The sequence below is a fragment of the Bradyrhizobium sp. Ken64 genome (genome assembly GCF_055807555.1).
The window spans coordinates 54,297-77,932 of record NZ_JBVVPA010000024.1 but is presented as its reverse complement, the minus strand read 5'-3'; the positions used below and the strand labels follow the sequence as shown (position 1 = coordinate 77,932).

The following is a 23,636-nucleotide window of genomic DNA, read 5'->3' as shown; positions in this document are numbered from 1 at the left end:
GGCGCACAGACCCCGGGCGCCAGGACCACACGATTTTGCCGTACGCCGATCACACCGGTCGTGTGCGCGACGCCTTCACTCACGGTTGCCCGCCCTGCGAAGTCGTTCGCGCCGATGTGACCAACGTCCACCGCCGTCCGGCCCGCGTTCGTGACGATCGCGATACGCCCCTCTTCCTTGGGCCGGAGTGAGGGATTCCTAACAAAAATCCGAATTCTAATAAAGAGAAATATTTTGTTGCCGGTCCGTTGACCCCGGACTTGGGTGTTTCGCCCGAAATGACGCAAGAGATTGTGGCCCGAGCCGTCAATCCGGCGCGGTCGGCACCGGCGTAGTCTGCGCGACCGCCTTGGCCGGCGCGGCCGTCGTGGAAGTGCGGCCGCCATTGGCCAGGTTGCGGCGAAGCGATGGCGGTGCCGCGTGCAGGGCAAAGATGATCGCGATCTGGGTCCGGTTCTGGAGACGGTATTTGCGCATGATGTTGCCGATATGGGCCCGGACCGTGTTCTCCGAGATCTTGAGCTCGTACGCGATGTTCTTGTTCTGCATTCCGCGCGCGATCAGCATCATCAGGTCCCGCTCGCGTGGCGTTGGTGTGATCGAATTTTTCGGATCCGGACTCATGACTGCTCCTCCGTGGCCTTTGGTCGATGCGAACACCCCAGCATGTTCTCACTCCGTCTTGAGTGCCTCGATCGGACTGAGCTTGGATGCCTTGTGTGCAGGATAAAAACCGAAGATCAGGCCGGTCGCGATCGAGAAGGCGAGGGCAAGGCCGATCGCCTGGCCGTCGATCGAGGTGATCCATCCTGCCATGCGAGCCACCGTCATCGAGAGCGTGACGCCGGCTCCGACGCCGATCGCGCCGCCGAGCAGGCAGAGCACGAGCGCCTCGCAGAGAAACTGAAGACGGATGTCCCGCATCCGCCCGCCAAGCGCGCGGCGAATTCCGATCTCTCGCGTGCGCTCGGTGACCGACACGATCATGACATTCATGATGCTGATGCCGCCAACGAGCAGCGAGACCGAGGCGATAGCGACGAGCAGGAGCGCGACGGTGCGGATCGCTCCCTGCTGCGCTTCCATGGCGGCGGCCGGATCTTGGACCTTGAAGTCGTCTTCCTGGCCAGCGAGGATACGGTGGCGCTGCCGCAGCAGGTTTTCGATCTCCGTTCGCGCCCCCGCCATCTGTCCATCCGCAGCCACCTTGGCGATGATGTAGGCGACCGAATCCCGGTTGATGTTGCTCGCGCTGCCGAGGAAGCGCAGCTTGGCCGTGGTGAGCGGCACGAAGGCGACGTCGTCCTGCGCCGGCCCCTTGCGATCGAGAACGCCGACCACTTCGAGCGGCACCTTCATGATCCTGATCTGTGCGCCGATCGGATCCTCGCCGGGCGCGAACAGCTCCTGCGCCACCGTGCTGCCGAGGATCACGACCTTGCCGGCGCCTGCCTCCTCGGTGCTGGAAAAATAGCGGCCGGTCGCAAGCTGCCAGTCGCGCACCATGAAGTGCCCGGTCGTCGTCCCGTTGATCGTCGTGTTCCAGTTCTTGCTCTCGTGAATGACCTGGGCCGTTCCTGCAATCGAGCCGGCCGCTGCCTGGATCTCGGGGATCTGTTCGAGGATCGCCTGCACGTCGCTCTCGGTCATGGTCAGCTTGCTGCCATCCTTGAGGCGCACGCCGCCCTGGTAGACCGCGCCGGGGTTGATCATCAGCACGTTGGCGCCGATCGAGCGGATCTGCTCCTGGAGGCGAAGCTGCGCGCCGGATCCGATCGCAAACACGGTCACGATGGAGGCAACGCCGATTACGATGCCGAGCATGGTGAGGATGCTGCGCAACGGATTGAGACGCAAGGCGTGCAAGGCGATCTGAAAACCCTGGAGCATCGTCATGGCGCAGCGCTCCGTTTCGGCAGGATCGGAGCCGGTGTTTCGTCAGCGACGAGTGCGCCGTCATGCAGGCGGATCGTGCGCCGGCACTGGGTCGCGATGCCGGGGTCATGCGTGATCATCACGATGGTCTGGCCGGTCCGGTTGAGCGCGGCGAACAGGGCCAGTATCTCGGCGCCGGTGCGGCTGTCGAGCGCGCCGGTCGGCTCGTCGGCGAGCACGATCAGCGGGGAGGCGATCAGGGCGCGCGCGATCGCGACGCGCTGCTGCTCGCCGCCCGAGAGCTGCCGAGGGAAGTGGTGGGCCCGGTGCACCATGCCGACGGCCTCCAGGCTCTGCTCGGCGCGGGCCAGACGTTCCTTGCGGCCGATGCCGCAATAGACCAGCGGCAGCGCGACGTTCTCAATCGCATTGTGGCGAGCGAGCAGATTGTAGGACTGGAACACGAAGCCGATGCTGCGGGCGCGCAGGGACGACCGGTGGTCTTCCGAGAGATCGGCGACGTCGGCACCCTCGAGATAGAGCGCGCCCTCGCTCGGCAGGTCGAGCAGCCCGATCATGTTCATCAGCGTCGACTTTCCCGAGCCGGACGGTCCCATCACCGCGACGATCTCGCCTCGTTCGATGTCGAAGCTGACATTGCGCACCGCAGTTACCGCTACGCCATCGGCGCGATAGGTCCTGGAGACCGACTGCAGGCTGATGAGGGGCAGGGAGGCTGTCATGACCCAAACCTGATGCCGAGAAATTCCATGCCGGCGGGCCGAATCGCCTGTCCCACGGCGACCTGGCTACCCTCGACGAGGTCTCCGCTCCTGAGCGCGACCTGCTCGGTGCCGGCCGCGCCGACCGTCACGGGAATACGCCGGAGTGAGCCGCTTGCGGTGCGCGCCCACACCCCGCTGCGCGCCGCGGCATCCGGCTGCGTGCCGGAGGGCTGGAAGCGCAACGCGGCAAGCGGCACTTTCAGCACGTCGTCCTGCCGCTCGATCACGATCTTCACCAGGGCGGTCATGCCCGGCAGCAACGCGCCGTCGAGATTGGAGGTCGCCAGGACGACGGTGTAGGTCACGACGTGCTGCTGGTTCTGCGGCGCCTTGCGCACCTGCCGCACCACCGCCTCGAAGCGGCGGTCCGGGTAGGCATCCACCGTGAAATGGGCGCGCTGGTCGGGCGCGATGCGCCCGATATCGGCTTCGTCGACCTGCGCGTGAATTTCCATGTCCTCCAGCCGGTGCGCGACCACGAAGGTGGTGCGCGATTCCAGTCCGACCGCGAGGGTCTGGCCCTCGTTGACGAACCTGCCGACGACGACGCCATCGATCGGCGAGCGGATCACGGTGCGGTCGAGATCGGCCTGGGCCGCAGCGAGAACGGCCGCCTTCTCCGGCACGGCCATTCGTGCCTGCTGCAATTCCGCCTCGATCCGGCGCACGTCGGCCTGCGCGCCGTCGACTGAGTAGGCGTTCAGGGACATGAGGACTTCGGCCTCGCGCTCTTGGGCAAGCCTCGCGGTGAACTCCGTCTGGGCGTCATCCACCGCCGTTACCGCCACGACGTTTTGTGACTGTAGAGCCAGCTTGCGCTGCAAGGTCTTCTGCGCCGACGCCTTGACCGCCTGCGCGCTGTCGAGCTTGGCCACGAGGACGTCTCTGCTGCCCCTGGCGTTTTGCAGATCGATCCTGGCGCGGTCGAGCTTGGCCCGCTCGATGTCGACAAAGGAGTTCGCCACCGCCACGGCCGCCCTGGCTTCGTCGACCTTGGCCGCAAAGCTGCGCGGATCGATCAGGGCGAGCGGCTGATCCTTGCTGACCGTGTCGTTGAAATCGACATAGACCCGGGCGAGCTGCCCGGACAGTTGGGAACCGACCTCGATCGTCTTGACCGGCTGCAGGGCGCCGGTGACGGTGATGGTCTGCTCGATGCTGCCGCGCTGGATCGAGGCATAGCGGAATACGGGGGCGTCCGATCCGAAGGTCCGTGTTTCCCGCCCGACAGGTCCGAGCAGCCGCTGGGTCGATTCATAGGCGCGAGCCGCCTTCTGCGCTGCGGCCCCGGCCGCGTCGCTGATCACGGCTGGCCGGACGGCGTAGACCGCGGCGAGGCCACATGCAGTTCCGAGCAAGGCAATAACTGGCACAAATCGCATATCAAAAACCCGCCTCTTGAAATGGCATCGTTGGCGGCACGGAGAAAGATCGCGCTATGGTTGTAAATCTCTCAAAGCGCAGTCCATCGTCAGTGTGTCGCCGCTGCCGGGGCGACGGTCGGGTGCGCCTGATGATCCAGAAGTAAAATCCGCGGGCGCTGATTTTCATGGCTTGCCGGAGATGCATACGGAGCGTATCGATATGACGCGCGCGGTATCGAACTCGACAAGCTGACTTAACGTCCCGTCTGTTCTGGCCGAAGCGGCCAGCGCCCGGCGTTCAAGTCGGCACGTGGGTGGCGACGCCATGACGCAGCGGGCGATACCGAAGTTCCGACGCCAGATTGTCGCATTGTCGATATCGCGCCTCGCTGTGATGCCGCAGCCCCCAAGCGCGAATCCCCGCAATCACGAAACCCGATATGTGAACACCTTCACTCGTCTTGAACGGGTGTTGGCCCTAAGACGTCGAAGCGGCGGATCGGAGCGACTCGCCCGATCCCCGCGAATTCATCCAAGCACCTTGATCTCGCTTGCAAGAAGAATGGATGGCTCGTTGCGTGTTCATCGAGCCCCAAGCCGGGGAGCCCGTTGCCATGAGTTCAGGTCAAGCTACAGTTTATATCATTGATGACGAAATTCAGATTCGAACTGCGATAGGAAGTCTCTGCGAGGAGACCGGGCATCAGGTAAAATTGTTTGCATCGACGGACGAGTTCGTCGCGGGCAGTATTTCCGGCGGACCTTCATGCCTCGTGCTCGACGTCCGCTTTCCCGGCACGGCGCCGACCGGCCTCGAGCTTCAGCGCCGGCTCGCCGAGACGGGCGTGCTCATCCCGATCGTCTTCATCAGCGGCCATTCCGACGTCCGGGTCTCGGTCGAGGCCATGAAGCGTGGCGCAGTCGAGTTCCTTCCAAAACCGTTTCGCGAACAGGAGATCCTCGATGCGATCAGGCATGGCATCGAGCGCGACCGCAGGCGGCTCGAACGCGAAGATAGCGTGCGCGAGGCGCGCCAGCGCGTCGAGACGCTGACGTCAAGGGAGCGCGAGATCATGCTGTTGATGGCCGAGGGTCTCGTTGCCAAGCAGATCGCGGCGAAGCTTGGGGTGAGCGAAGTGACGGCCAAGGTCCATCGCGCCAGGATGATGCGAAAGCTGGAGCTTCGCTCGCCGATCGAGGTGGTGCGGTTGGTCGACAGCATGGGACGCGAAGACGAGACGACACGAACCGGCACGGGACAACCCTACAGCTAGTGCCGCGGGCACCAAGGCGGCGCGCAACGTCTAGTCCGTATCGATTAGCATGAACTGCAGTCTGTCGCACGCAGCACGATCGGTTCAAAGTCTGTCCTGCGATGTCGGCCTCCTCCAAGACGGCATCCGAACCCAGTCAGAGACCTTAGCCAGAAAGGATATTCCATGCGCAAATTGTTTCTTGCTTCCGTTGCCGTGCTCGCCCTGTCCTCCGCCGCGCAGGCCGCCAACACCTCGACCACCGTGCAAGTGGGCCTCGTGAACGGTTCCAGCGTCTCGCAGCAGGGCCTCACCAACGACACCTCGTCGACCAGCCAGCTCGGCCTCGTCAACAGCGCGACCACGATGCAGGGCACCAGCGCGGCCTCGCTCAACAACGGCAGCACGGTCAACCAGATCGGCGTGCAGAACTCGGCGACGACCGGCCAGGTGGCGTTCGGCAACAACGGCAGCTCGATCACCCAGAACTCGTTCGGGCCTGCCCCGCTCCAGAACAACGCCGCCGCCGTCGGACAGCTCAGCGTGTTCGGCGTCAACGGCAGCACCGTCTCGCAGACGGCGCACTAAGCCAGCCCCGTTTGGCCGGACGCGCCAATTGCGGCGCGTCCGCGCCATTCTTGAAAGCACCGCCTCGGGCAGGACGACTCGGTGAGAGGTTGTCCGCCGACTTTCGCGGAGGAAATGTCATGCATCAGAAATATCTCGTTGCCACGATCGTCGCGTTCAGCCTGCTGACCGCCGTCGATGCCCAGGCCGGCAACTCGGCCAGCGTGCTGCAATTCGGCACCACCAACAACTCCTTCATCTCGCAGAGTGGCGGCACCAACAACAGCGCCACCACGATGCAATTCGGCGCCACCAATACTGCGACCACCCTGCAGACGGGTTCGCTCCTCACCGTCAACACCTCGGTGATCGGGCAGGGCGGTACGACCGCGACGGCGTCGAACACGGCGCTGGCCGGCCAGGCCGGTGGCTTCAATTCGAGCCTGATCGGCCAGATCGGCGCGAACAACGCGGCCGGCGTCGGACAGCTCGGAATCCTGAACGGCTCGACGATTTTGCAGCAGACTCCGTGATCGCAATCCTTTTCGATAGCGAGGCATTTCATGAGACATTTTTCAGGCGCCGCCTGTGGCGCACTTTTCACCTTGTGTTGCGTGGGTGCCGGCTCGGCCAGTGCGCAGACCGCCGATATCAAGACCATCGTGTCGCTCGGCGGCCCGCCGGTCGTGCTGAACCAGAACAGCCAGCTCAATATGGCCGGCGTGTTCATGATCGGCGGCAGCACCAGCGCGACCGTCACTCAGAACGGCACGAACAATGCGACCGGAATCCTGCAATTCGGCGGGACGACGTCGGCATCGGTCGGGCAGGCGGGCGTGAACAATGTCGCGTTTGTCGGCCAGGTCGGCCAGTCGACCAGCAGTTTCCTGTCGCAGTTCGGTGCGTTCAACTCGGCGACGGTTGTCCAGAATAGCCATTGAGCTGGGCGACCTCACCGCCATCAGAAATGTGATGGGGGCAAGGCGATGAAACGCGGTAGACTTCTCCTGGTGTTGGCGGCGTTGCTCGCCGCTGTCAGCGTCGCGTCCGAGGCCTCCGCCGGATCCGTCCAGCGTGGCGTGACGAACCGGAACGTGAGCATCGAAACGGTCGTGCAGTTCGGCAACAATGTCCAGCCTGTTACGATCGAGGAGAACAGCCGCATCAATATCGCGCGCGTCATCCAGATCGGTGGCACGGGAACGGTCGATGCGACGATCATCCAGAACGGCACGCGAAATTATGTCGACGTGATCCAGGTGGGTGGCACGACCAATTTGGCGATCGGTCAGTCCGGCGTGAGCAACATTGCCGATATCACTCAGGTCGGCAATTCCACCAACGCCCTCCTGCTCCAGATCGGAGATATGAACACGGGAACGGTGCGACAATTCGGGCGCTTCAACTGGCTGTCGATATTTCAGTTCAGCCGGTGATCGAAAAGGTGAGGTGCAATATGAGGTTCATCGCGCTCGCAGCAGGAATGAGCATCATGATGGCAACGACAACCGGGCCGGCCGGAGCCGGCGAGTCAGGTGACGGCCACACCACCGTAGTTCAGGACGAGAACGGCACGTCCGTGATTACCCAGAGCGGCGATCCGGCGCAGGCCGAGGTCAAGATCGAGAAGGAGCCTGGGCGCACCACGGTCTATCGCCGCAGCGGTGGCAACACCGCCATCGTGACGCAGGGCACCGGGAATCCGCAGGATATGCTGGACTGGCTGCGCAAGCAGCAGGGCCGCTGACGCACGAAGGCCCATCGTTCGTGATGGACGATGGGCCGCATCGTGAGCAAGCGTTACCAGCTGCGATAGACGCCGGTCAGGGTGCCGTTGTTGTTGCCCTCCGGGCCGACATCGCCCGTTTTCCCGGAACACGAGCGACATGAGCCGGGGATCCCGGGCGTCTTGCCGCAGCTTGTTCCCCGTTAATCCCGTGCCTTAACCAATAATTAATTATACGTTTGCGGGTGGGCGACAGCCCGGCCTAGCGTGCGGTGGGGAGCCGCTATCCGCGAAGCCAAACGAGTTGGTGCGTATCATGATGTCCAGATCATTTGGGGCGTTGCTCGCCTCGCTCAGCGCAGCCGCGCTGCTCCTTGCTCCCAGCGACAGTTTTGCCAGGCCCGGCGGCACCGTCGCACATGCCGCCACGCCTTTCGGTCCGGTGGCGCGCCCGCCGATTGCGCCAGGTGCCAGGTTCCGTGGACGCAACACGCCCTGGGTCTACTGGCCGGGCGGCGGCGGCTTCTTCTACGACAATGCAGGCTACGGCCAGCCTTTCGCAGAGACCGCCCAACCCGTCACCAGCGACGTGCGCTACACCTATACGTACGACGTTCCCTGGGATTGGACGCATCGCTTCCCGCCGAACGTGGTGCCGTCAGACCGGCCCTACGTGCCGAGCTGTCCGACGGAACAGGTGACTGTGCCCGGCCGCGGCGGCGGCGAGCACACCGTCAACATCATGCGCTGCTACTGAGCTAGCCCAGCTCAAAACTGGTCACGCCGAAGACGCGGTCGATCCGCAGCGGCGCGATCGGCCCCGTGTACATCCGCGCCGTCTCGAACACCGGCTTCAGCCCGAGCATTTCCGCAAGTGCAATCGCCTCGCGATTGACGGCGGGGACGTCGAGGAAGATTTCGCCGCCGCTTGCGCCCGCCAGCAAGGCCTGCACGATTGCGTCCGCCGCCGCGCGATCGTCGGCGACGAGCGGGCCGATCTTGCGGCCGGTCCGGCACGGCCGGATCACACCCCATGCAGCGAGCTTGCCGTCGCGCAGCAGCGCGCGACCGAGATGTCCCGATGTGCCGATCCAGGTACGCAGGAAGGCGCTGCGCGGAGCCGGGAACACCGTTGCATCGTCGGCTTCAACCAACGCGAACGGAATCGTGTCGAGCGCAACCACATCGCCGGGCGGCCTCGATGGCGCGGCGACGATGCCGCCATAGCGGACGTTCGCGTAAGCGAGCTGGAAGCCGGACTTTTTGTAATTGCCCTGCTGCGCCGCGACGCCGTCGAGGCCGATCACGCGAGCGCCTGCATGCGCGATCGCCGCGTTCCAGATGCGAAGGCCGTGGCCTCTGTCGCGAAAATCCGATCGCACGATATAGAAGCCGAGAAAGGCGAAGCGATCGTCGTAGTTGACGCAGGAGACGGTCGCGACCGGCTCGCCGTCGATCTCGCCGACGAAGAAGCCCTTCGCGTCGGGGACGGCGAAACAGGCGGCGTCGGAGAGGCCCGGATTCCAGCCCTCCGCCGCGGCCCACTCGACGGCGGTGGCGATCTCCTCGGGGCGTAAATTGCGGATCTGCAAATCGCTCATCTTTCCAGTCGCTTTCGACGGTGGACCTTCCGGCCGGTCAGGCGGTAGAAGGCCTCATGATAGGCCGGGCCTGCGGCTCGCCTCAACGATATCTCAGAGGATGATCGGTCATGGCAGCAGAGATGGCAGCGGAGAAGGTCGCACTCGTGACCGCCGGCGGCAGCGGCATGGGGGCAGGAGCTGCGCGTCGGCTCGCAGCCGACGGCTTCCGCGTCGCCATTCTGTCCTCCTCCGGCAAGGGCGAGGCACTGGCAGCCGAGCTCGGCGGATTGGGGATCACCGGTTCCAACAAATCGAACGACGATCTGAAGCGGCTTGTCGACGGGGCGATGGCCAAATGGGGACGCATCGACGTGCTCGTCAACAGCGCGGGCCATGGGCCCCGGGCGGCGATCACCGAGATCACCGACGAGCAGTGGCACACCGGCCTCGATACCTATCTGCTCAACGTAATCCGTCCGACCCGGCTGGTGATGCCGATCATGCAGACGCAGAAGGGCGGCGCCATCATCAACATCTCGACCGCCTGGGCATTCGAGCCGAGCGCGATGTTTCCGACGTCTGCGGTGTTCCGCGCTGGCCTCGCCGCCTTCACCAAGATCTTCACCGACACCCATGCCGCCGACAACATCCGCATGAACAATGTGCTGCCGGGCTGGATCGACAGCCTACCGCAGCTAGATGCACGCCGCGACAGCGTGCCGATGCGGCGCTACGGCAAGGTGGAGGAGATCGCCGCGACGATCTCGTTCCTGGCATCCGATGGTGCGGCCTACATCACGGGACAGAACATCCGTGTCGACGGCGGACTGACGCGTTCGGTCTGAAACGCGGGGGGCTCGAATTGCGTTTCGCGCACTTGTCGCGATGCGACACGGACGTGCGTCGTGCGCCGCGGATGCGTGGCCTCTCGGTCACACCAGTCACGCGTTCGCGTGCCGCACGGCGCGCACTACGTCTTAGTCCCTATGAACTTCGCCGCAGCCCAAGACGGCGAGGGACCGGTAGCCTATGCCCGATCTGCGCCGGACAAATTTCCGCCCGCGCGCATTCGAAACGCGAGATCAATCGCGTGAGGCAAGGAGACTGGAATGAAGAAGTTTTTGCTGGCAGTTGCCGCGGTCGTTTTGGGCTCCGCATCCGTGCAGGCGGCCGACCTCGCGGCGCACTACACCAAGGCGCCGATGATGGCGACGGCCTACAACTGGACCGGCTTTTACGTCGGCGGCAATGTCGGCGGGCAGTGGGGCAGCGCCGATCCGGCCACCTCGACCGCGTTCGATCCCGCTGCCTATTTCGCAAGTTCCAGTGTTTCCGCGATTGCGGCCGTCGGCGCCCAGCGGATCAACAGCTCCAGCGTCACGGGCGGTTTTACCGCCGGCTACAACTGGCAACTCAATAACGCCGTGCTCGGCCTGGAAGGCGACATCAACTATTTCGGCTTCAAGGGCAGTGCGTCCGGGTCGGCGCTCTATCCCTGCTGCGCGCCGACCGGCTTCACGGTGTCGTCGTCGGTCTCGGCCGACTGGCTCGCCACCATCCGCGGCCGCATCGGCTTCCTCGCGGCTCCGACCTGGTTGCTCTACGCCACCGGCGGCGCGGCGATCGCCGAGGTGAAGGGCAATTTCAACTTCACCGACACGTTCGCCGCGGCGACGGAGTCGGCCGCGTTCCGCGATACGCGCGTCGGCTGGACCGCAGGTGTGGGCACTGAATATGCCTTCGGCGGCGGCTGGTCGCTCAAGGCGGAATATCTCTATGTCGATCTCGGCCGCAGCACCGTGACCAGCACCAATCTGCTTGGCGGCGCATTTCCGACCAACGTCTTCACCCACTCGGTCGATCTCAAATCGAACATCGTGCGCGTCGGCGTGAACTACAAGTTTGGCGGACCGGTCGTCGCCAGATACTGAGCTTCATCCGGTTCCTGATCTGGCGTGGAAAGCCCCGGCTCAGCCGGGGCTTTCTGTTTTCAGGGATGTGTTCAGTGCGGGCCCATGAGCTTCGCCAGCGCGGGCAGGATCTTATAGCGGGCGATCTCGTGCGGGTATTCGCCGCGATTGGCCAGCAACACGATGCCGATCCGCAGCGCCGGCACCAGGCCGATATAGCCGGAGGCGTTGTTGAGGCCGCCGGGCTTGTCGACGACGGTGACCTCGGGAAGATGCACGGTCTCCCAGGCCATGCCTTGGCCGAATTTCTCGTCGACCCGGAAGGCCTCGTGCTGAGTCATCCGGAGGGTCTCGCGCAACTGCGGATCGATCGACCGCCCGTCGACGCAGGCCACAACGAATGTTGCGAGATCCCGCGGCGAGGAAAACATCTGGCCGGTGCCGGGGAAATCAAAATAACTCTGCTGGTTGCCGATGGGGCCGATCGCCATGCCCTGATCCGAATAGCCCTGGACCGCGCGCTGCATCCGGGCCTCGTCCATGACGGCACGGCTGTCCTCGCCGCGTTCGGGCAAGGAGGTCGCATTCATGCCGATCGGCTTGAGGATGCGCTGTTCGAACAGGCGTGCGATCGGAGCGCCGTAGCAGCGCTCGAGCACCAGTTGAAGCAGCACATAGCCGGCATGGCTGTAGACGCGCTGCTTGCCCGGCACTTCGCCGGCTTGCGGTCTCCAGCTGTTGAACATGTCGATGAGTTGCGCGCGAGAAAAAGTGTCGCTCGGCCACGGCGGATGATCGGTCGGCAGCAGCATGCCTGAGGTGTGCGTGACGAGTTCGCCCACGCTGATGCGGCGGACATAGTCGCCGGTGAGCTCGGGGAGATATTTCGCCAGACGATCGTCGAGCTGCAGCTCGCCGCGGAGGGTGCCGAGCGCAACCAGCGTCGCCTCGAACGGCTTGCGCAGGGAGCCGAGGTTGAACAGCGTGTCCGGCGTGACCGGCCTTTGCGTGGCGTCGTCGGCAAAGCCGTAATTGAAGAACTCGACATGGCCGCCGGCATAAAGCGCGGCGGCGAGACCGCCCGGCTGGTCCGGCGTCGCGGTCGGCGCCAGTTCGTTCGCGACGATGTCGCGCATCTGCGCGATCATGTCGGAATCCGCGGCGGCGCCGCGCGGCCAGGCAAGCGCGAGGGGAACGAGCGCCGCCCGGGCGAGCGCCCGTCGGGTGAGGTACGATGAGGTGACAACAGACGGCACGGCTCTGGCGCAGGATTCGATGCGCCCCCAGTCTCTTGTAGCGGGAAGGACCGCGCCTCCCTATTCACGATCGCGCGTGGTGGGTTCCGCGCGAGTGGTCCGTAGCCCGGATGAAGCGAAGCGCAATCCGGGAAAGTGCAGCAGGCGAGCGAGCGGCCCTGGATTACGCTTCGCTTCATCCAGGCTACCAGTCGGCAAATTTAACTTAGCTAATTGGCTAACAATCGTTGACGCGGCATGGCGGCAGCCCTATAGTTAGCTCCATGGCTAACCAATTATCCCGGCTCGATCAGGTTTTCGCGGCCCTTGCCGATCCCACCCGGCGGGCGATCGTGATGCGGCTCTGCGCCGGCGAGGCGTCGGTCGGCGAGCTTGCCGATCCCTTCGAGATGGCGCTGCCGAGCTTCATGAAACACATCCACGTGCTGGAGACGAGCGGGCTCGTCCTGTCGGAGAAATCCGGCCGGGTGCGCACCTGCCGCCTCAGTCCTGACGCGCTCCTCAGCGCGGAGGACTGGTTCCAGCATCAACGTGCGATCTGGGAGGCGCGGCTCGATCGCTTCGAAACCTATGTGATGAAGCTGAAGAAGGAGCGGACGGCTGCCAAGCGGCCAACCAAGACAAGTAGCAAGACGATCAAGACAACCAAACGGAAAGGTTCCTGACGATGACGAATTCTGCCAATCCCGCCTTGTCGCAATGGTCGCTCGACCGCGAGATCGTGATGTCGCGTGTGATCGACGCGCCGCGCGATCTGGTGTTCGAAGCATGGTCCGACCCGAAGCACCTGCCGCAATGGTTCGGGCCGAAGGGTTTCAAGCTCGAGACCTTCGAGATCGACGTGCGGGTTGGCGGCGTCTGGCGCTTCAACATGATCGGCCCGGACGGCACGGTCTACCCGAACCGCATGCGCTTTCGCCGCATCGAGCGGCCGTCGCTGATGGAGATGGATCACGGTACCGACCAGGACGAGGATCCCGGAATGTTCCGTTTCACCATCACCTTCGCCGAACAGAGCAACGGCAAGACGGTTCTGATGATGCGGCAGCTGGCGTCGAGCACGGCGCAGCGCGACGGCATGATCAGCTTCGGTGCCGTCGAATACGGCTACCAGACGCTCGACAAGCTCGCGGCTTATGTGGACGGGATGAACAGGTAGGGCGAGCAGCCACCTTCCTCCTTCATGCCGGGGAGGCCGCGGAGCGGCCGCCTCGAAGCACGAGCACCACCGGTGGTGCCTTTAGGCGCGCGCCCCTCAGGACGAGGGGCGCTTCATTCCTTGGCCTCGTCCGTAACGATGTCGCCGAGTTTCTGCCAGCGCTGGCCGTCGAACTGCACCATCTGGAACTGCTTGTTGACGCGGTAGTCGGTCGGCGTCGTCGTCACCGAGATGCCCGGCAGCGTCAGGTCGAGTGTGATGTTGTTCAGGCGGGCGGCCTGGCGCATCACGTTCTCGCGCGTGAGATCGTCGCCGCATTGCTTCAGCACCTGCACCAGCAGCTGCGCGGTGATATAGCCGTAGACGTTCAGGTTCGAATCCTTGTCGCCCTCCGGGTAGTACTTGGCCATGAAGGCGAGATATCGCTTCATGCCGGGATCGTCCTTCCATTCGGGATCGGCTGAATCCTTGACATAACCGACGCTGACGACGCCCTTGGCGTTGTCGAGTCCGGCGGGTTTCAGCACCGCGCTGACCGAGGAGGCGTTGATGTCGATGATGTGCAGCGGCTTCCAGCCGATCTCGGCGACCTTCTTGATGGCCTGCGCGGCCTGTTTCGGCGTCGTGGCGCTGAACAGCACGTCGGCACCTGCATCCTTCAAACGCAGGATCTGCGAATCGATGGTCGGCTCGGTGATCTCGTAGGACGTCTCGGCGACGATCATCTTCGCTTTGTCACCGAGGCCTGCCTTGAAGCCGGCGAGGTAATCCTTGCCGAGATCGTCGTTCTGATAGAGCACGCCGATCCTGGCGTTCGGATGGTTCTTCAGAAGATATTGCGCGTAGATCCGGCCCTCGACGAGGTAGGAGGGGTTGAAGCCCATGGTCCAGGGGAAGTTCTTCGGATCGGTGAAACGCGCGGCACCGGTTGCCGCGAAGAGCTGCGGGACCTTCTTGGCGTTGAGATATTTTTGCACGGCGACGTTCGGCGCCGTGCCGATGATCTGGAAGGTCAGCAGCACCTCGTCGCTTTCGACCAGCTTGCGGGTCTGCTCCACCGTCTTCGGAGGCGAATAGGCGTCGTCATACTGGATCAGATTGACCTTGCGGCCGTTGACGCCGCCCTGATCGTTGATCATCTTCATGTAGGCGGCCTGGGTCTTGCCGATCACGGCATAGGCCGAGGCCGGCCCGCTGAGCGGGACGGTCTGGCCGACCTTGATCTCGGTGTCGGAAGCGCCGGGATCGTATTTCTTCTGCGCCTGTGCTCCCGGGATCGATAGCGCGAGAGCGATCGCGCCTGCCGCGACGCGTTTGAGAAGTATTGTTTTCATTTCCATTCCCTGTTCGTGACTGTCACTCACCCTTGAGGCCGGCCTCGCGGATCAGCCCGGTCCATTTCTGCGTCTCGTTGTCGATGAACTGGCCGAACTCGGCCGCGGTGCCGGCGCGCACTTCGAGGCCCTGGGCGGTCAGCTTGCCCTTGATCGCCGGCTCGGCCAGCGCGCGCAAGACCTCGGTCTGCACCTTGTCGACGATGGCGCGCGGCGTCGTCGAAGGCGCCATGAAGCCGTACCAGCCGGCCGCGGCCACGTTGGGAAAACCCTGCTCGCGCAGGGTCGGCGCTTGCGGATAGAGCGCGCTGCGTTCGGCGGAAGCGACGCCGAGCACGATGAACTTGCCGCTCTGGATGTAGGGCAGTGCGGTCGGCAGTGCCGTCAGCGTGGCATCGACGCGGCCGGCGAGCAGCTCGGTGTAGGACGCGGCATCGCCACGGAAGGGAATGTTGAGCCCCTTGACGCCGGCATCCCTGAACAGGAGTTCGCCGGCAAGATGGGGCTGCGAGCCGGCGCCGGGCGAAGCGAAGGTCAGGCCATCCGGCTTCGATTTGCCGTAGGCGATCAATTCGGGGAGCGTCTTGAACGGCGCGTCTGCGCTGATGATCAGGAACAGCGGCGCGATCACAGCCATCGCGACCGGCTGCAGATCCTTGCGCTCATAGGTCAGCTTGCCGAACAGCGCTTCGGCGGTGGCGTAGGGCGCCGCGACATAGAGCAGGGTATAGCCGTCGCCCGGCGCATGCGCGACCGTGTCGTTGGCGATGCGGGTGCCGGCACCCGGCTTGTTCTCGACGATGAACTGCTGGTGCAGGTTGCGGCCGAACTCTTCGGCCAGCAGCCGCAGCGAGATGTCGTTGGAGCCGCCGGGCCCGTAAGGGGAGATCAGCCGCACCATGCGCGACGGCCAGGCGTCCTCAGCGCGTGCGGCGAATGGAAGTCCCGATATCGAAAGGGCGAGGGTGCCCAATAATGTTCGCCGTGTGACGGTCATGGTGGCCTCCCGGTGGCGGAGCGCCGATTGTCTTGTTCATCGTCTAGCGCTCTTCTTGTTTTGCTTTTGTGTTTCGGTCGCCGGCGCCGCCCCAATCATGGTGCGGATGCTGTCAGCAAGGGCGGCAATGCGCGGGCCGATCTCGCCCTCCAGCTGGCCGGGCTGGAGCCGGAATGCGGGAATGCCGCAATTGATCGAAAAGGCCTGCTTCGCCTCACGCGCAAGAAACAGCGGCGCGGCGACGGCGTGGATCGAGGCGATGTACTCGCCGAAGCAGGTGCAGAAGCCGCGGCTGGCGCATTGTGCGAGGCCGGCGCGGTAGGTCTCGCGGAACGCCGACCACAGCTCGGTGTCCTCGCTTGCAATGCGCTCTTCGAGCTGTGCGGCATCGGCTTGCGGCAAGGTCGCCGCCGCGGCACGGCCCATCGCCGTCATCACCACGGAAATGGGCATGCCGATGTCGGGGACGTGCGGGCCGACGTCGCCGGAGCGCGCGGTCTCGACATAGATCATGGAGGTCGCATCGAGCAGGCCAATCGAGACCGTGCCGCGCACGCTTTGTGCCAGCTCCTGCATCATGGGACGCGCGACCTGGCGGAACTGCATGTCCGCGAGCAGCGGATGCGCCATGCGAAGTGCGCGCGCGCCGACGCGATATTTGGCGCGTTCGGAATCGTAGCGGAGGTAGCCGAGTTCGGCGAGCGTATGCGTCAGCCGCGCCACCGTCGGGCGCGGAATCCCCGTCAGCGTCGACAGCTCCATGTTGCCGAGCTGCGTTGCCCCCGCCTTGAACGCTTCGAGCACCACGAGGCCCTTTGCGAGCGTCGTCGCGAACGCCGCGTCGTCGACGCTGTCCGCCAGCACGGCGGCGGCGGACGAGGAGGCGCGGATCGGTTTGGACGCGGTTCTGGCCATGCAGGCTTAATGAACCGGACCGGGCTTGTTGTCCAATAGATTCAGAAAAGGCCGTATTATGTCCACTATCCGGACATGTGGCGCCTTTGCCGGCGAGGACAAATGTGCGCGAAGAGCCCCCGCCGCACACAGATTTTCGTCGCGATTCCGTGGCTTGTTGTGACAGGATTATTACGATTGAATGTCAGATCGATTACAGCGGAGCGATTCATGTTGCAGTGGCAGGCGCGGACAAATCCCCTCGCGTGGTGGTGGGGGTCCCTGACGCTGGTCAGTGCTGCCAACATTCTCGTCTGGTTCATGCTGTACCGCGAGTTCTACCCGACGCCTGCCGGCAGCATCGGTGGCGGCTCCGACATCGGGCTGATGTTCGTGCTCTGCGCCGGCTATGTCTTCGGCTGCGCCTTCCGCTCGTTCCTGCCGCGCGCCGACGTGCAGCGCATCTGTCTGTTCGACACCTGGCTCTCCAGCGTCTTCGTCGGCCGCACGGTCGCGACCGTGGCCGAACTGTGCTTCGCCGCGCAATGGGCAGTCATCCTGCATCAGCTCGGGACCATGACGGGCGCCGAGACGGTCGTGAACATCGCGTGGGTGATCGTGCCCATCATCATCATCGCGGAGTGCTTCTCCTGGTATGCGGTGGTGACGACCAACTTCCTCTTCAACGCGATCGAGAACTCGCTGTGGGCGGTGACATTCTTCCTCGCGGGCATCGCGCTGTGCCGGCTGATGCCGGAATTCCAGGGACCGGTGCGTTGGGCGTTGATTGCCGGCATCATCGGCATCGCCTGCTTCCTGGCCTTCCTCGTCACCGTCGACGTGCCGATGTATCTCAGCCGCTGGCGGGCAGGGCATGAAGAGGGCAACCGATTGCTCGGCTTCCTCGAAGGCCTGCATGACGTCTCGACGCGCTGGGTCGTGACCCACGACATCGCGCACTGGAAGGGCGAGCTGACCTGGATGTTCCTGTATTTCACCGCCGCGGTGTGGTCGAGCCTCGCGCTCTGTGCGCTCTACGCGATGGACGGCTATCTCACGCGCTATCTGGCCTGATGGTCGGAGCCCCATGCCGATGAATCGGCACTCACGCTTCGGCGATGACCTTGTTGCGCAAAATGCCGATGCCGGAGATTTCGACCTCGACGGTGTCGCCGGGGCGCATCCATAGCGGCGGCGTGCGCTTGGCGCCGACCCCGCCGGGCGTGCCTGTGATGATGACATCGCCGGGGGCGAGCGGGCAGATCGTGGAGATGTAGGCGATCAATTCGGGGATGGCGGTGATCAGGAGATCGGTCGTGGTGTCCTGCACTACAGTGCCGTTCAGGCGCGTCTGCAGAGAGAGTTTCGACGGATCCGGAATTTCGTCCGCCGTCACCAGCCACGGGCCGAAGCTGCCGCTTTCCGCAAAGGTCTTGCCGGAAAGGAATTGGCTGGTGTGGCGCTGCCAGTCGCGGATGCTGCCTTCGTTGTAGCAGGAATAGCCGGCGATATGGTCGAGCGCGCTGCTCGCAGGGATGTGACGGCCTTGCTTGCCGATGACGAGCGCCAGCTCACCCTCATAGTCGAAATCGTCGCTGACCTTCGGCTTCACGATCGGCTGGAGATGGCCGACCTGGCTGCAAGGGAAGCGCACGAACAGGGCTGGCTTCTCGGTGACGGTCCGGCCGGTTTCGGCGACATGGTCGCGATAGTTGAGGCCGACGCAGATGATTTTGCCGGGATCGGGGATGACGGGGGCAAAACTGATCCGGTCGAGGGCATGATCGGGCGCAGTCGACGCGACCAGCTTTGTCGCTTCTGCAACCCGACCGGCTTCGAGTACCTGTCGCAGCGTGGTGCAGGGCGCCATACGCGTGCCGAGATCGACCACGCCATTGTCCTTGACGGCTCCGAACGAGGGGCGTCCGTCGGCGATGAAAGAGAGCAGCTTCATGAGATATCCTCGAGAGACGTCGGTCAGGCCGCGGACGGCACGTGGGTTGAAGGCGTGATGGCGGCGATGAGACGGGCAAGCTCGCCGGTGTTGCGGGCGGCGCCACGGACGTAACGGTCGGGGCGGACGAGCGCGGCGATGATGCCGTGCTCGCGCAGCCAGCGTCCCACGCCGTTGGACTCGTCGCTGGTCAGGATCTTGATTCCCGGTGGCAGCGCAGCCGCGTTTTCGACGAGGAGAACATCGCCGTAGCCGACCATGTCGTCGCTGCGGCGGCCGTCCTTCAATTCGAATTGCGGCGCAAGATGCCCGGCCAACGGCAGGTCGCCGAGCGCGAGCCCGGGGCCGAGCAGGGGTTTCTTCACCTCCAGCTTGACCGGTGCGTTCTCGCGCGCTTCGCCGGCGGCCAGGCCCGCTTCGATCGCCTTGGTGTTGATGACGCCGCCGAGGCGGATGGCAAGTTCGATGAATTGGCGCACGTGGGGCTGGCGCTCGCTCTGATAGGTGTCGAGCAGATCTGCCTCCGCCCGTCCGTGCAGGACCGCCGCCAGCTTCCAGGCGAGGTTGGCGGCATCGCGGATGCCGGCACACATGCCCTGGCCGAGGAATGGCGGGGTCTGGTGCGCGGAATCGCCCGCCAGCAGCAGCCGTCCGCTGCGCCATTGCTGGGCGATGACGGAATGAAAAGTATAGACCGCGGCGCGCTCCAGCTCGGCATCGTCGGGCGTGATCCAGCGCGACAGCAGCTCCCAGACCTTTGCCGGCTGCGCGACCTCCTGGGAGTCTTCGCCGGGGAGGACCGTGATCTCCCAGCGCCGACGCGTGCCGGTGCCGCGAACATAGGTCGCCGGCCGGCGCGGATCGCAATGCTGGATACTGTAGTCGCCGAGATCGTTGCGGTCGCGCTTGAGCAGCACGTCGATCACGAGCCAGCGCTCGTGAAAGCCGAGGTCGTCCATGCCGGAGCCGATGAAGCGGCGCACCAGCGAGCGGGCACCGTCGCTACCGACGACATAGCGCGCACGGACTTCGCTGAGCGTCCCGTTGGAAAGGTCCTCGTAGCGAACGCGCACGCCGGTCTCGTCCTGATCCAGCGCGAACACGTCGCAGCGGTTGCGCAAGGCGACGTGCGGCCAGCGCGAAAGGCCGGCGATCAGCACGTCCTCCAGCTCGGGCTGGTGGAAGCGATAGCTGAGATTCCATCCCATCGGCGTCAATGTCTGTGGCCGCGACCAGTCCAGCAGCATTTTGCCGTCGGCGTCGAGAAAGAGCATGCCGGGGCTGAGGATGACGTGCGGCAGGATCGCCTCGGCGAGGCCGATGGTCTGGAACACCCGCATGCATTCGTCGTCGAAATGCACCGCGCGCGGCAGATGATAGGTCCGCGCCTCGCGCTCCAGCACCAGCGTCCGCACGCCGCACAGGCCAAGCAGGTTGGCGAGCGTGGCGCCGACCGGGCCGCGGCCGACGATCACGACGTCGAAGAGCTCGAGGGTGGATTTATCTTGCATGGGATATTTCTTCCCCATGGCGCCGCGTCGCTTCAACACCGCCGCGCCAAGTGTCCGCCCAGCGGACGGATGCCGGCTGGTCGGCCATCCGAGGCAGATGCCGAGCTGTCCGCCAGCCGGACACCTTGGTGATGGCGCTACGCGCGGCGGCGTCGTTTGGCTAGGGACAATGAAAAGGAAGCGCGGGCCGCCCGAGAGCGGCCAAGGGGAGAAATGGTGATGCTGCGATCCGTGCTGAGCGTGTGTGTTGCGCTGCAAATGTTCGCGTCGCCGGCTGTTGCGGCCGATATCAAGGTCGGGATCATCCTGTCCGCCACCGGGCCGGCGGCCGCGATCGGCAATGCCGAACGTAACGGCACCGCTTTTGGCCCCGCCGAAATCGCCGGCAAGAAGGTCGACTATCTCTTCCTCGACGAGGCATCCGACAGCACTGCGGCGGTGGCGGCGCTGCGCAAGCTGTTTCAGGAGAGCAGCATCGACATCCTGATTGGCCCGACCACCACGCCGGGCTCGTTCGCCGCCATCGACCCCGCGGTCGAATACAAGCTGCCGGTGATCACGCTCGCCCCCGTCAATGCGCTGGTCGCGCCGGTCGACGCACGGCGTCGCTGGATCTTCAAGACCACGACCAATGACGACCACGAAGCGACTCCGTTGTTTGCGAACATGAAAAAGACCGGAGTCAAGAAGCTGGCGCTGATCGGCTTTGGCGATTCCTATGGCGACGCCTGGAGCAAGGTCAGTGCCCAGATGTCTGCAGCCGCCGGCATCGCGCTCGTCGCCGACGAGAAATATGCGCGAACCGATACCACGGTGGTCGGGCAAATCCTCAAGATCATCGCGGCGGCACCCGATGCTGTGTTGATCGCCGCCTCCGGCGCGCCGGCGGCGCTTCCGCTGCTGCAATTGCGCGAGAAGGGGTTTACTGGGCAGATCTACGGGACGCTCGGCGCGACGTTCGGTGACTTTCGCAAGCTGACCGGCGCGCAGGGCAACGGCTTGTTGGTGCCGCTCAGTCCCGCTGTCGGTGCAGCATCCTTCCCGGACGAGTATCCCGCGAAGAAGGCTGCGCTCGAATTCATTCGACGGTACGAGAGCAGGTTCGGCGCCGGCAGCCGCAATATTTTCGCCGGCAGTGCCTATGATGCATTGATCCTGATCGAGCAGGCCGCGCCCGCCGCGCTCAAGGTCGCAGAACCGGGCACGGCGGAGTTCCGTGAAGCGCTGCGTGGTGCAATCGAGGGCCTCAAGGGCGTCGCCGGCTCGCGTGGCGTCTACAATTACGGCCCTGACGATCACACCGGTCTGGACCAGACGGCGCTGACGCTGGGCAAGCTCGAGAACGGCGAGTGGATTGCCGTGCGCTGAGGTGACGGTCGCGATTTGGAAGGAGCGCGGAGGATGTCGACCGTAACGAACTGCCCGGCCTATGACGTCGATCTCTACGACGACGACGTGCTTCGCGATCCGTATCCGCACTATCGCGCATTGCGCGAGCTGGGCGCCGTGGTCTGGCTGCCGCGCAACGGCCTCTACGCACTCGGGCGGTTCGAGGATGTTCGCGCGGCATTGCGCAATCCCGGCTCGTTCTCGTCAGCCGAGGGGGTCGCCGCCAACGCGGCGGTCAACGAAATGTCGAAAGGCACCACGCTTGCGAGTGACGCGCCGCTGCACGACCGGTTGCGGGCGATCATCGCCGCGCCGATGCTGCCGCGGGCGCTGGAGGAGATCGGTCCTCAGATTCGCGCCGAGGCGAGGCAGTTGGTCGACGGCCTCGTGAGGCGCGGGCAGTTCGACGCGGTGGCGGATCTGGCGCGGCATCTGCCGCTCACCATCGTCTCGAAGCTGGTTGGGCTCGAGGACCATGGCCGCGGCAGCATGCTGCGTTGGGCGGCCGCGACGTTCAACGTGCTCGGTGCCATGAACGAGCGCGCCTGCGCGGCCATGACGGACGTGCAGGAGATGCGGGGCTATCTCGGCGGCGCTGCGATCCGCGAGCGGTTGCGGCCGGGCAGTTGGGGTGAGCGGATTTTCGAGGCTGGCGATCGCGGCGAGGTCGAGCCGGAGCGATGTCCGGTCCTGATGCGCGACTATCTGGGGCCGAGCCTCGACACCACGATCTTCGCCACCACGAACCTGATCCTGCTGTTTGGGCGGCATCCCGAGCAGTGGGACCTGGTGCGTCAGGACCCCGCGCTCATCCCGAATGCGATTAACGAGGCGTTGCGGCTGGAAACGCCGATCCGCGGCTTCACCCGTTACCTGGCCGCCGATACAAAGATCGGGGAAGCCGTCATTCCCGCCGGAAACCGGGTGCTGCTGCTCTATGCTTCGGCCAATCGCGACGAACGGAAATGGCAGGACCCGGAGCGCTTCGACTTGCGCCGCCGCGCCAGCGATCATCTCGGCTTCGGCAACGGCACGCATATGTGCGCGGGCCTGCACCTGGCCCGGCTGGAAATGACCGCGCTGCTGGAGGTGCTGGTGGAGAAGGTGGCGCGTTTCGACATCGGCGAGCCCGTGCTGGCGCTCAACAACGTGCTGCGCGGGCTCGCCTCGCTGCCGGTTCGCGTGGCCTAAGGGCTGACTGGAATTGCGGAGGCGGTCTCACCCAGCAATGACACGAATTGCGCGACCGCCTCCTCGATCCCCAACGCGGAGCGGATCCAGATGATCGAGATGCAGCCGAACACGGCGCCGTCACGGACGATGGGGACGGCGATCGAGGCCGTCTTCGGATTGTATTCGCCCTCGCTGCGGATCGCGTATCCGCGCGCCTGCGTCTCGGCGATCATTCGGCCGAGGCGTCCGGCCTCGAGGAAGGGGCGGTCGTCGGCCTCGTCGATCCGGCGCAGATGGTTGACGATCAGGTCGCGCTCGCGCGCGGGGCAGGCGGCGAGATAGGCGCGGCCCGCAGAGGTCCGCAGCATCGGCAGGCGCTTGCCGATCATGCCGCGGTCGATGGAGAGCGGGCTGCGCGAATGCGTGGTCTCCTGGACCACCATCGCGGCGTTCTCATACGTTGAAAGATCGACCGGCCAGACCAGGGTCTTGCTGAGCTCGGCGAGGTAGGGCGCCGCTGCTTGGCAAATCACCACGCCAGGGTCGTAGCCATCGCCGAGGCTGAGTGCGAGGCGGGTGACGCGAAAGCGGTCGTCGCTGGCACTTCGAGCGACATAGCCGAGTTCCTCCAGTGTCTCGAGCAGGCGGTAGACGGTCGGGCGAGGCAGGTCGAGCGCGCGGGCCACGTCGCCGGCGCGAATGCCGCCGGAGCGGTTGACTTCGTGCAGCACGTCCAGCCCACGCTTGAAGGCGCGGACGCCTTCAGACTGCCGCGGCTGACCGTTCGTCCGCTCCTTGGACACTTCGCATTTCCTCCCTTGTGGCCGGCGGCCCCGCGCTTATCGTCTTTGCGAACGCGAAGCGATCGCGGGACGCCACCGTAGGATCGCGCGCGGCCGGTATCAA

At 64.7% G+C, this 23,636-nt stretch carries 27 protein-coding genes; 15 read left to right on the top strand and 12 right to left on the bottom strand.

Annotated elements, in window-relative coordinates:
• Positions 1-191 (top strand): hypothetical protein (locus AC0L2F_RS30065; RefSeq protein WP_473250860.1); only part of this gene is annotated, 191 nt, incomplete at its 5' end.
• 115 nt (positions 192-306) lie between these two features.
• Here the strand turns inward: AC0L2F_RS30065 and AC0L2F_RS30060 are convergent.
• Genes AC0L2F_RS30060 through AC0L2F_RS30045 form a run of 4 tightly spaced genes read right to left on the bottom strand, consistent with a single transcriptional unit; the run spans position 307 to position 4,042 of the window.
• A complete protein-coding gene (locus tag AC0L2F_RS30060; RefSeq protein WP_035974188.1) occupies positions 307-624 on the bottom strand; it encodes a response regulator transcription factor in 318 nt (105 codons plus the stop codon).
• Between the two features lie 48 nt (positions 625-672).
• Positions 673-1,896 carry an ABC transporter permease gene (locus AC0L2F_RS30055; RefSeq protein ID WP_063995969.1) on the bottom strand — a complete coding sequence of 408 codons (1,224 nt, stop codon included), beginning with the start codon at positions 1,894-1,896 and terminating at the stop codon, positions 673-675.
• Positions 1,893-2,618 (bottom strand): ABC transporter ATP-binding protein, encoded by a 726-nt coding sequence (locus tag AC0L2F_RS30050; RefSeq protein WP_007611495.1) that lies wholly within the window; start codon positions 2,616-2,618, stop codon positions 1,893-1,895. The genes AC0L2F_RS30055 and AC0L2F_RS30050 overlap by 4 nt, the downstream gene beginning before the upstream one ends.
• Positions 2,615-4,042: an efflux RND transporter periplasmic adaptor subunit gene (locus tag AC0L2F_RS30045; RefSeq protein ID WP_063995971.1), complete on the bottom strand. Its 1,428-nt coding sequence runs from the start codon at positions 4,040-4,042 to the stop codon at positions 2,615-2,617. The genes AC0L2F_RS30050 and AC0L2F_RS30045 overlap by 4 nt, the downstream gene beginning before the upstream one ends.
• 596 nt (positions 4,043-4,638) lie before the next feature.
• Here AC0L2F_RS30045 and AC0L2F_RS30040 point away from each other — a divergent pair.
• From AC0L2F_RS30040 to AC0L2F_RS30010, 7 genes are all read left to right on the top strand, one after another.
• Positions 4,639-5,298, top strand: a complete 660-nt coding sequence (locus AC0L2F_RS30040) for a response regulator transcription factor (protein WP_473250859.1) — start codon at positions 4,639-4,641, stop codon at positions 5,296-5,298.
• A gap of 165 nt (positions 5,299-5,463) precedes the next feature.
• Positions 5,464-5,865, top strand: a complete 402-nt coding sequence (locus tag AC0L2F_RS30035; protein WP_063995972.1) for a hypothetical protein — start codon at positions 5,464-5,466, stop codon at positions 5,863-5,865.
• Between the two features lie 119 nt (positions 5,866-5,984).
• A complete protein-coding gene (locus tag AC0L2F_RS30030; RefSeq protein ID WP_007611483.1) occupies positions 5,985-6,377 on the top strand; it encodes a hypothetical protein in 393 nt (130 codons plus the stop codon).
• A gap of 30 nt (positions 6,378-6,407) precedes the next feature.
• Positions 6,408-6,785 carry a curlin gene (locus tag AC0L2F_RS30025; protein WP_473250858.1) on the top strand — a complete coding sequence of 126 codons (378 nt, stop codon included), beginning with the start codon at positions 6,408-6,410 and terminating at the stop codon, positions 6,783-6,785.
• A gap of 45 nt (positions 6,786-6,830) precedes the next feature.
• A complete protein-coding gene (locus tag AC0L2F_RS30020) occupies positions 6,831-7,280 on the top strand; it encodes a curlin (protein WP_473250857.1) in 450 nt (149 codons plus the stop codon).
• A gap of 20 nt (positions 7,281-7,300) precedes the next feature.
• Positions 7,301-7,591 (top strand): hypothetical protein, encoded by a 291-nt coding sequence (locus tag AC0L2F_RS30015; protein WP_007611480.1) that lies wholly within the window; start codon positions 7,301-7,303, stop codon positions 7,589-7,591.
• 295 nt (positions 7,592-7,886) lie between these two features.
• Entirely contained in the window at positions 7,887-8,327 is a 441-nt protein-coding gene (locus tag AC0L2F_RS30010) for a hypothetical protein (protein ID WP_473250856.1), read from the top strand.
• 1 nt (position 8,328) lies between these two features.
• Here the strand turns inward: AC0L2F_RS30010 and AC0L2F_RS30005 are convergent, their stop codons facing one another.
• On the bottom strand, positions 8,329-9,171 hold the full coding sequence (locus AC0L2F_RS30005; protein WP_473250855.1) for a GNAT family N-acetyltransferase: 843 nt from the start codon (positions 9,169-9,171) through the stop codon (positions 8,329-8,331).
• Between the two features lie 122 nt (positions 9,172-9,293).
• Here AC0L2F_RS30005 and AC0L2F_RS30000 point away from each other — a divergent pair, with 122 nt between their 5' ends.
• Complete coding sequence (locus AC0L2F_RS30000; RefSeq protein ID WP_035974187.1) at positions 9,294-9,998, top strand: SDR family oxidoreductase; 705 nt, start codon at positions 9,294-9,296, stop codon at positions 9,996-9,998.
• 264 nt (positions 9,999-10,262) lie between these two features.
• Positions 10,263-11,084 carry an outer membrane protein gene (locus AC0L2F_RS29995; RefSeq protein WP_473250854.1) on the top strand — a complete coding sequence of 274 codons (822 nt, stop codon included), beginning with the start codon at positions 10,263-10,265 and terminating at the stop codon, positions 11,082-11,084.
• 71 nt (positions 11,085-11,155) lie between these two features.
• Here AC0L2F_RS29995 and AC0L2F_RS29990 read toward each other — a convergent pair whose 3' ends face one another.
• Positions 11,156-12,319, bottom strand: a complete 1,164-nt coding sequence (locus AC0L2F_RS29990; protein WP_473250853.1) for a serine hydrolase — start codon at positions 12,317-12,319, stop codon at positions 11,156-11,158.
• Positions 12,320-12,582: 263 nt separating this feature from the next.
• Between AC0L2F_RS29990 and AC0L2F_RS29985 the strand changes: the two genes are divergently transcribed.
• On the top strand, positions 12,583-12,984 hold the full coding sequence (locus AC0L2F_RS29985; protein ID WP_063995981.1) for an ArsR/SmtB family transcription factor: 402 nt from the start codon (positions 12,583-12,585) through the stop codon (positions 12,982-12,984).
• Positions 12,985-12,986: 2 nt separating this feature from the next.
• Complete coding sequence (locus AC0L2F_RS29980) at positions 12,987-13,478, top strand: SRPBCC family protein (RefSeq protein ID WP_473250852.1); 492 nt, start codon at positions 12,987-12,989, stop codon at positions 13,476-13,478.
• Positions 13,479-13,591: 113 nt separating this feature from the next.
• On the opposite strand, the gene AC0L2F_RS29975 is transcribed toward AC0L2F_RS29980, so the two are convergent.
• The 3 genes from AC0L2F_RS29975 to AC0L2F_RS29965 are packed head-to-tail and all read right to left on the bottom strand — an operon-like array spanning position 13,592 to position 16,724.
• Positions 13,592-14,812, bottom strand: a complete 1,221-nt coding sequence (locus AC0L2F_RS29975) for an ABC transporter substrate-binding protein (protein WP_473250851.1) — start codon at positions 14,810-14,812, stop codon at positions 13,592-13,594.
• A 22-nt stretch (positions 14,813-14,834) separates the two neighbouring features.
• On the bottom strand, positions 14,835-15,809 hold the full coding sequence (locus AC0L2F_RS29970; RefSeq protein WP_473250850.1) for a Bug family tripartite tricarboxylate transporter substrate binding protein: 975 nt from the start codon (positions 15,807-15,809) through the stop codon (positions 14,835-14,837).
• A gap of 36 nt (positions 15,810-15,845) precedes the next feature.
• Positions 15,846-16,724, bottom strand: a complete 879-nt coding sequence (locus AC0L2F_RS29965) for an IclR family transcriptional regulator (RefSeq protein WP_007611456.1) — start codon at positions 16,722-16,724, stop codon at positions 15,846-15,848.
• Positions 16,725-16,934: 210 nt separating this feature from the next.
• On the opposite strand from AC0L2F_RS29965, the gene AC0L2F_RS29960 reads away from it, so the two are divergent.
• Entirely contained in the window at positions 16,935-17,777 is an 843-nt protein-coding gene (locus AC0L2F_RS29960; RefSeq protein WP_473250849.1) for a hypothetical protein, read from the top strand.
• Positions 17,778-17,808: 31 nt separating this feature from the next.
• Here the strand turns inward: AC0L2F_RS29960 and AC0L2F_RS29955 are convergent, their stop codons facing one another.
• Both AC0L2F_RS29955 and mhpA read right to left on the bottom strand, forming a co-directional pair.
• Positions 17,809-18,657 (bottom strand): fumarylacetoacetate hydrolase family protein, encoded by an 849-nt coding sequence (locus AC0L2F_RS29955; protein ID WP_063995986.1) that lies wholly within the window; start codon positions 18,655-18,657, stop codon positions 17,809-17,811.
• A gap of 23 nt (positions 18,658-18,680) precedes the next feature.
• Positions 18,681-20,168 (bottom strand): bifunctional 3-(3-hydroxy-phenyl)propionate/3-hydroxycinnamic acid hydroxylase MhpA, encoded by a 1,488-nt coding sequence (gene mhpA, locus AC0L2F_RS29950; RefSeq protein ID WP_473250848.1) that lies wholly within the window; start codon positions 20,166-20,168, stop codon positions 18,681-18,683.
• A gap of 219 nt (positions 20,169-20,387) precedes the next feature.
• On the opposite strand from mhpA, the gene AC0L2F_RS29945 reads away from it, so the two are divergent.
• Positions 20,388-21,536, top strand: a complete 1,149-nt coding sequence (locus AC0L2F_RS29945) for an ABC transporter substrate-binding protein (protein WP_473250847.1) — start codon at positions 20,388-20,390, stop codon at positions 21,534-21,536.
• 33 nt (positions 21,537-21,569) lie between these two features.
• Positions 21,570-22,748, top strand: a complete 1,179-nt coding sequence (locus tag AC0L2F_RS29940; RefSeq protein WP_473250846.1) for a cytochrome P450 — start codon at positions 21,570-21,572, stop codon at positions 22,746-22,748.
• On the opposite strand, the gene AC0L2F_RS29935 is transcribed toward AC0L2F_RS29940, so the two are convergent.
• A complete protein-coding gene (locus AC0L2F_RS29935) occupies positions 22,745-23,533 on the bottom strand; it encodes a DNA-binding transcriptional regulator (RefSeq protein WP_473250845.1) in 789 nt (262 codons plus the stop codon). The genes AC0L2F_RS29940 and AC0L2F_RS29935 overlap by 4 nt on opposite strands.
• Between the last annotated feature and the right edge of the window lie 103 nt (positions 23,534-23,636).

Coding starts and splice junctions, on each gene's coding strand:
- AC0L2F_RS30050 (WP_007611495.1), bottom strand. CDS start 2,618: ATGACAGCCTCCCTGCCCCTCATCAGCCTGCAGTCGGTCTCCAGGACC.
- AC0L2F_RS30040 (WP_473250859.1), top strand. CDS start 4,639: ATGAGTTCAGGTCAAGCTACAGTTTATATCATTGATGACGAAATTCAG.
- AC0L2F_RS30055 (WP_063995969.1), bottom strand. CDS start 1,896: ATGACGATGCTCCAGGGTTTTCAGATCGCCTTGCACGCCTTGCGTCTC.
- AC0L2F_RS30000 (WP_035974187.1), top strand. CDS start 9,294: ATGGCAGCGGAGAAGGTCGCACTCGTGACCGCCGGCGGCAGCGGCATG.
- AC0L2F_RS29970 (WP_473250850.1), bottom strand. CDS start 15,809: ATGACCGTCACACGGCGAACATTATTGGGCACCCTCGCCCTTTCGATA.
- AC0L2F_RS29975 (WP_473250851.1), bottom strand. CDS start 14,812: ATGAAAACAATACTTCTCAAACGCGTCGCGGCAGGCGCGATCGCTCTC.
- AC0L2F_RS30015 (WP_007611480.1), top strand. CDS start 7,301: ATGAGGTTCATCGCGCTCGCAGCAGGAATGAGCATCATGATGGCAACG.
- AC0L2F_RS30030 (WP_007611483.1), top strand. CDS start 5,985: ATGCATCAGAAATATCTCGTTGCCACGATCGTCGCGTTCAGCCTGCTG.
- AC0L2F_RS29945 (WP_473250847.1), top strand. CDS start 20,388: ATGCTGCGATCCGTGCTGAGCGTGTGTGTTGCGCTGCAAATGTTCGCG.
- AC0L2F_RS30025 (WP_473250858.1), top strand. CDS start 6,408: ATGAGACATTTTTCAGGCGCCGCCTGTGGCGCACTTTTCACCTTGTGT.
- AC0L2F_RS30020 (WP_473250857.1), top strand. CDS start 6,831: ATGAAACGCGGTAGACTTCTCCTGGTGTTGGCGGCGTTGCTCGCCGCT.
- mhpA (WP_473250848.1), bottom strand. CDS start 20,168: ATGCAAGATAAATCCACCCTCGAGCTCTTCGACGTCGTGATCGTCGGC.
- AC0L2F_RS29960 (WP_473250849.1), top strand. CDS start 16,935: ATGTTGCAGTGGCAGGCGCGGACAAATCCCCTCGCGTGGTGGTGGGGG.
- AC0L2F_RS30060 (WP_035974188.1), bottom strand. CDS start 624: ATGAGTCCGGATCCGAAAAATTCGATCACACCAACGCCACGCGAGCGG.
- AC0L2F_RS30035 (WP_063995972.1), top strand. CDS start 5,464: ATGCGCAAATTGTTTCTTGCTTCCGTTGCCGTGCTCGCCCTGTCCTCC.
- AC0L2F_RS30045 (WP_063995971.1), bottom strand. CDS start 4,042: ATGCGATTTGTGCCAGTTATTGCCTTGCTCGGAACTGCATGTGGCCTC.
- AC0L2F_RS29980 (WP_473250852.1), top strand. CDS start 12,987: ATGACGAATTCTGCCAATCCCGCCTTGTCGCAATGGTCGCTCGACCGC.
- AC0L2F_RS30005 (WP_473250855.1), bottom strand. CDS start 9,171: ATGAGCGATTTGCAGATCCGCAATTTACGCCCCGAGGAGATCGCCACC.
- AC0L2F_RS29965 (WP_007611456.1), bottom strand. CDS start 16,724: ATGGCCAGAACCGCGTCCAAACCGATCCGCGCCTCCTCGTCCGCCGCC.
- AC0L2F_RS29940 (WP_473250846.1), top strand. CDS start 21,570: ATGTCGACCGTAACGAACTGCCCGGCCTATGACGTCGATCTCTACGAC.
- AC0L2F_RS29955 (WP_063995986.1), bottom strand. CDS start 18,657: ATGAAGCTGCTCTCTTTCATCGCCGACGGACGCCCCTCGTTCGGAGCC.
- AC0L2F_RS30010 (WP_473250856.1), top strand. CDS start 7,887: ATGATGTCCAGATCATTTGGGGCGTTGCTCGCCTCGCTCAGCGCAGCC.
- AC0L2F_RS29985 (WP_063995981.1), top strand. CDS start 12,583: ATGGCTAACCAATTATCCCGGCTCGATCAGGTTTTCGCGGCCCTTGCC.
- AC0L2F_RS29995 (WP_473250854.1), top strand. CDS start 10,263: ATGAAGAAGTTTTTGCTGGCAGTTGCCGCGGTCGTTTTGGGCTCCGCA.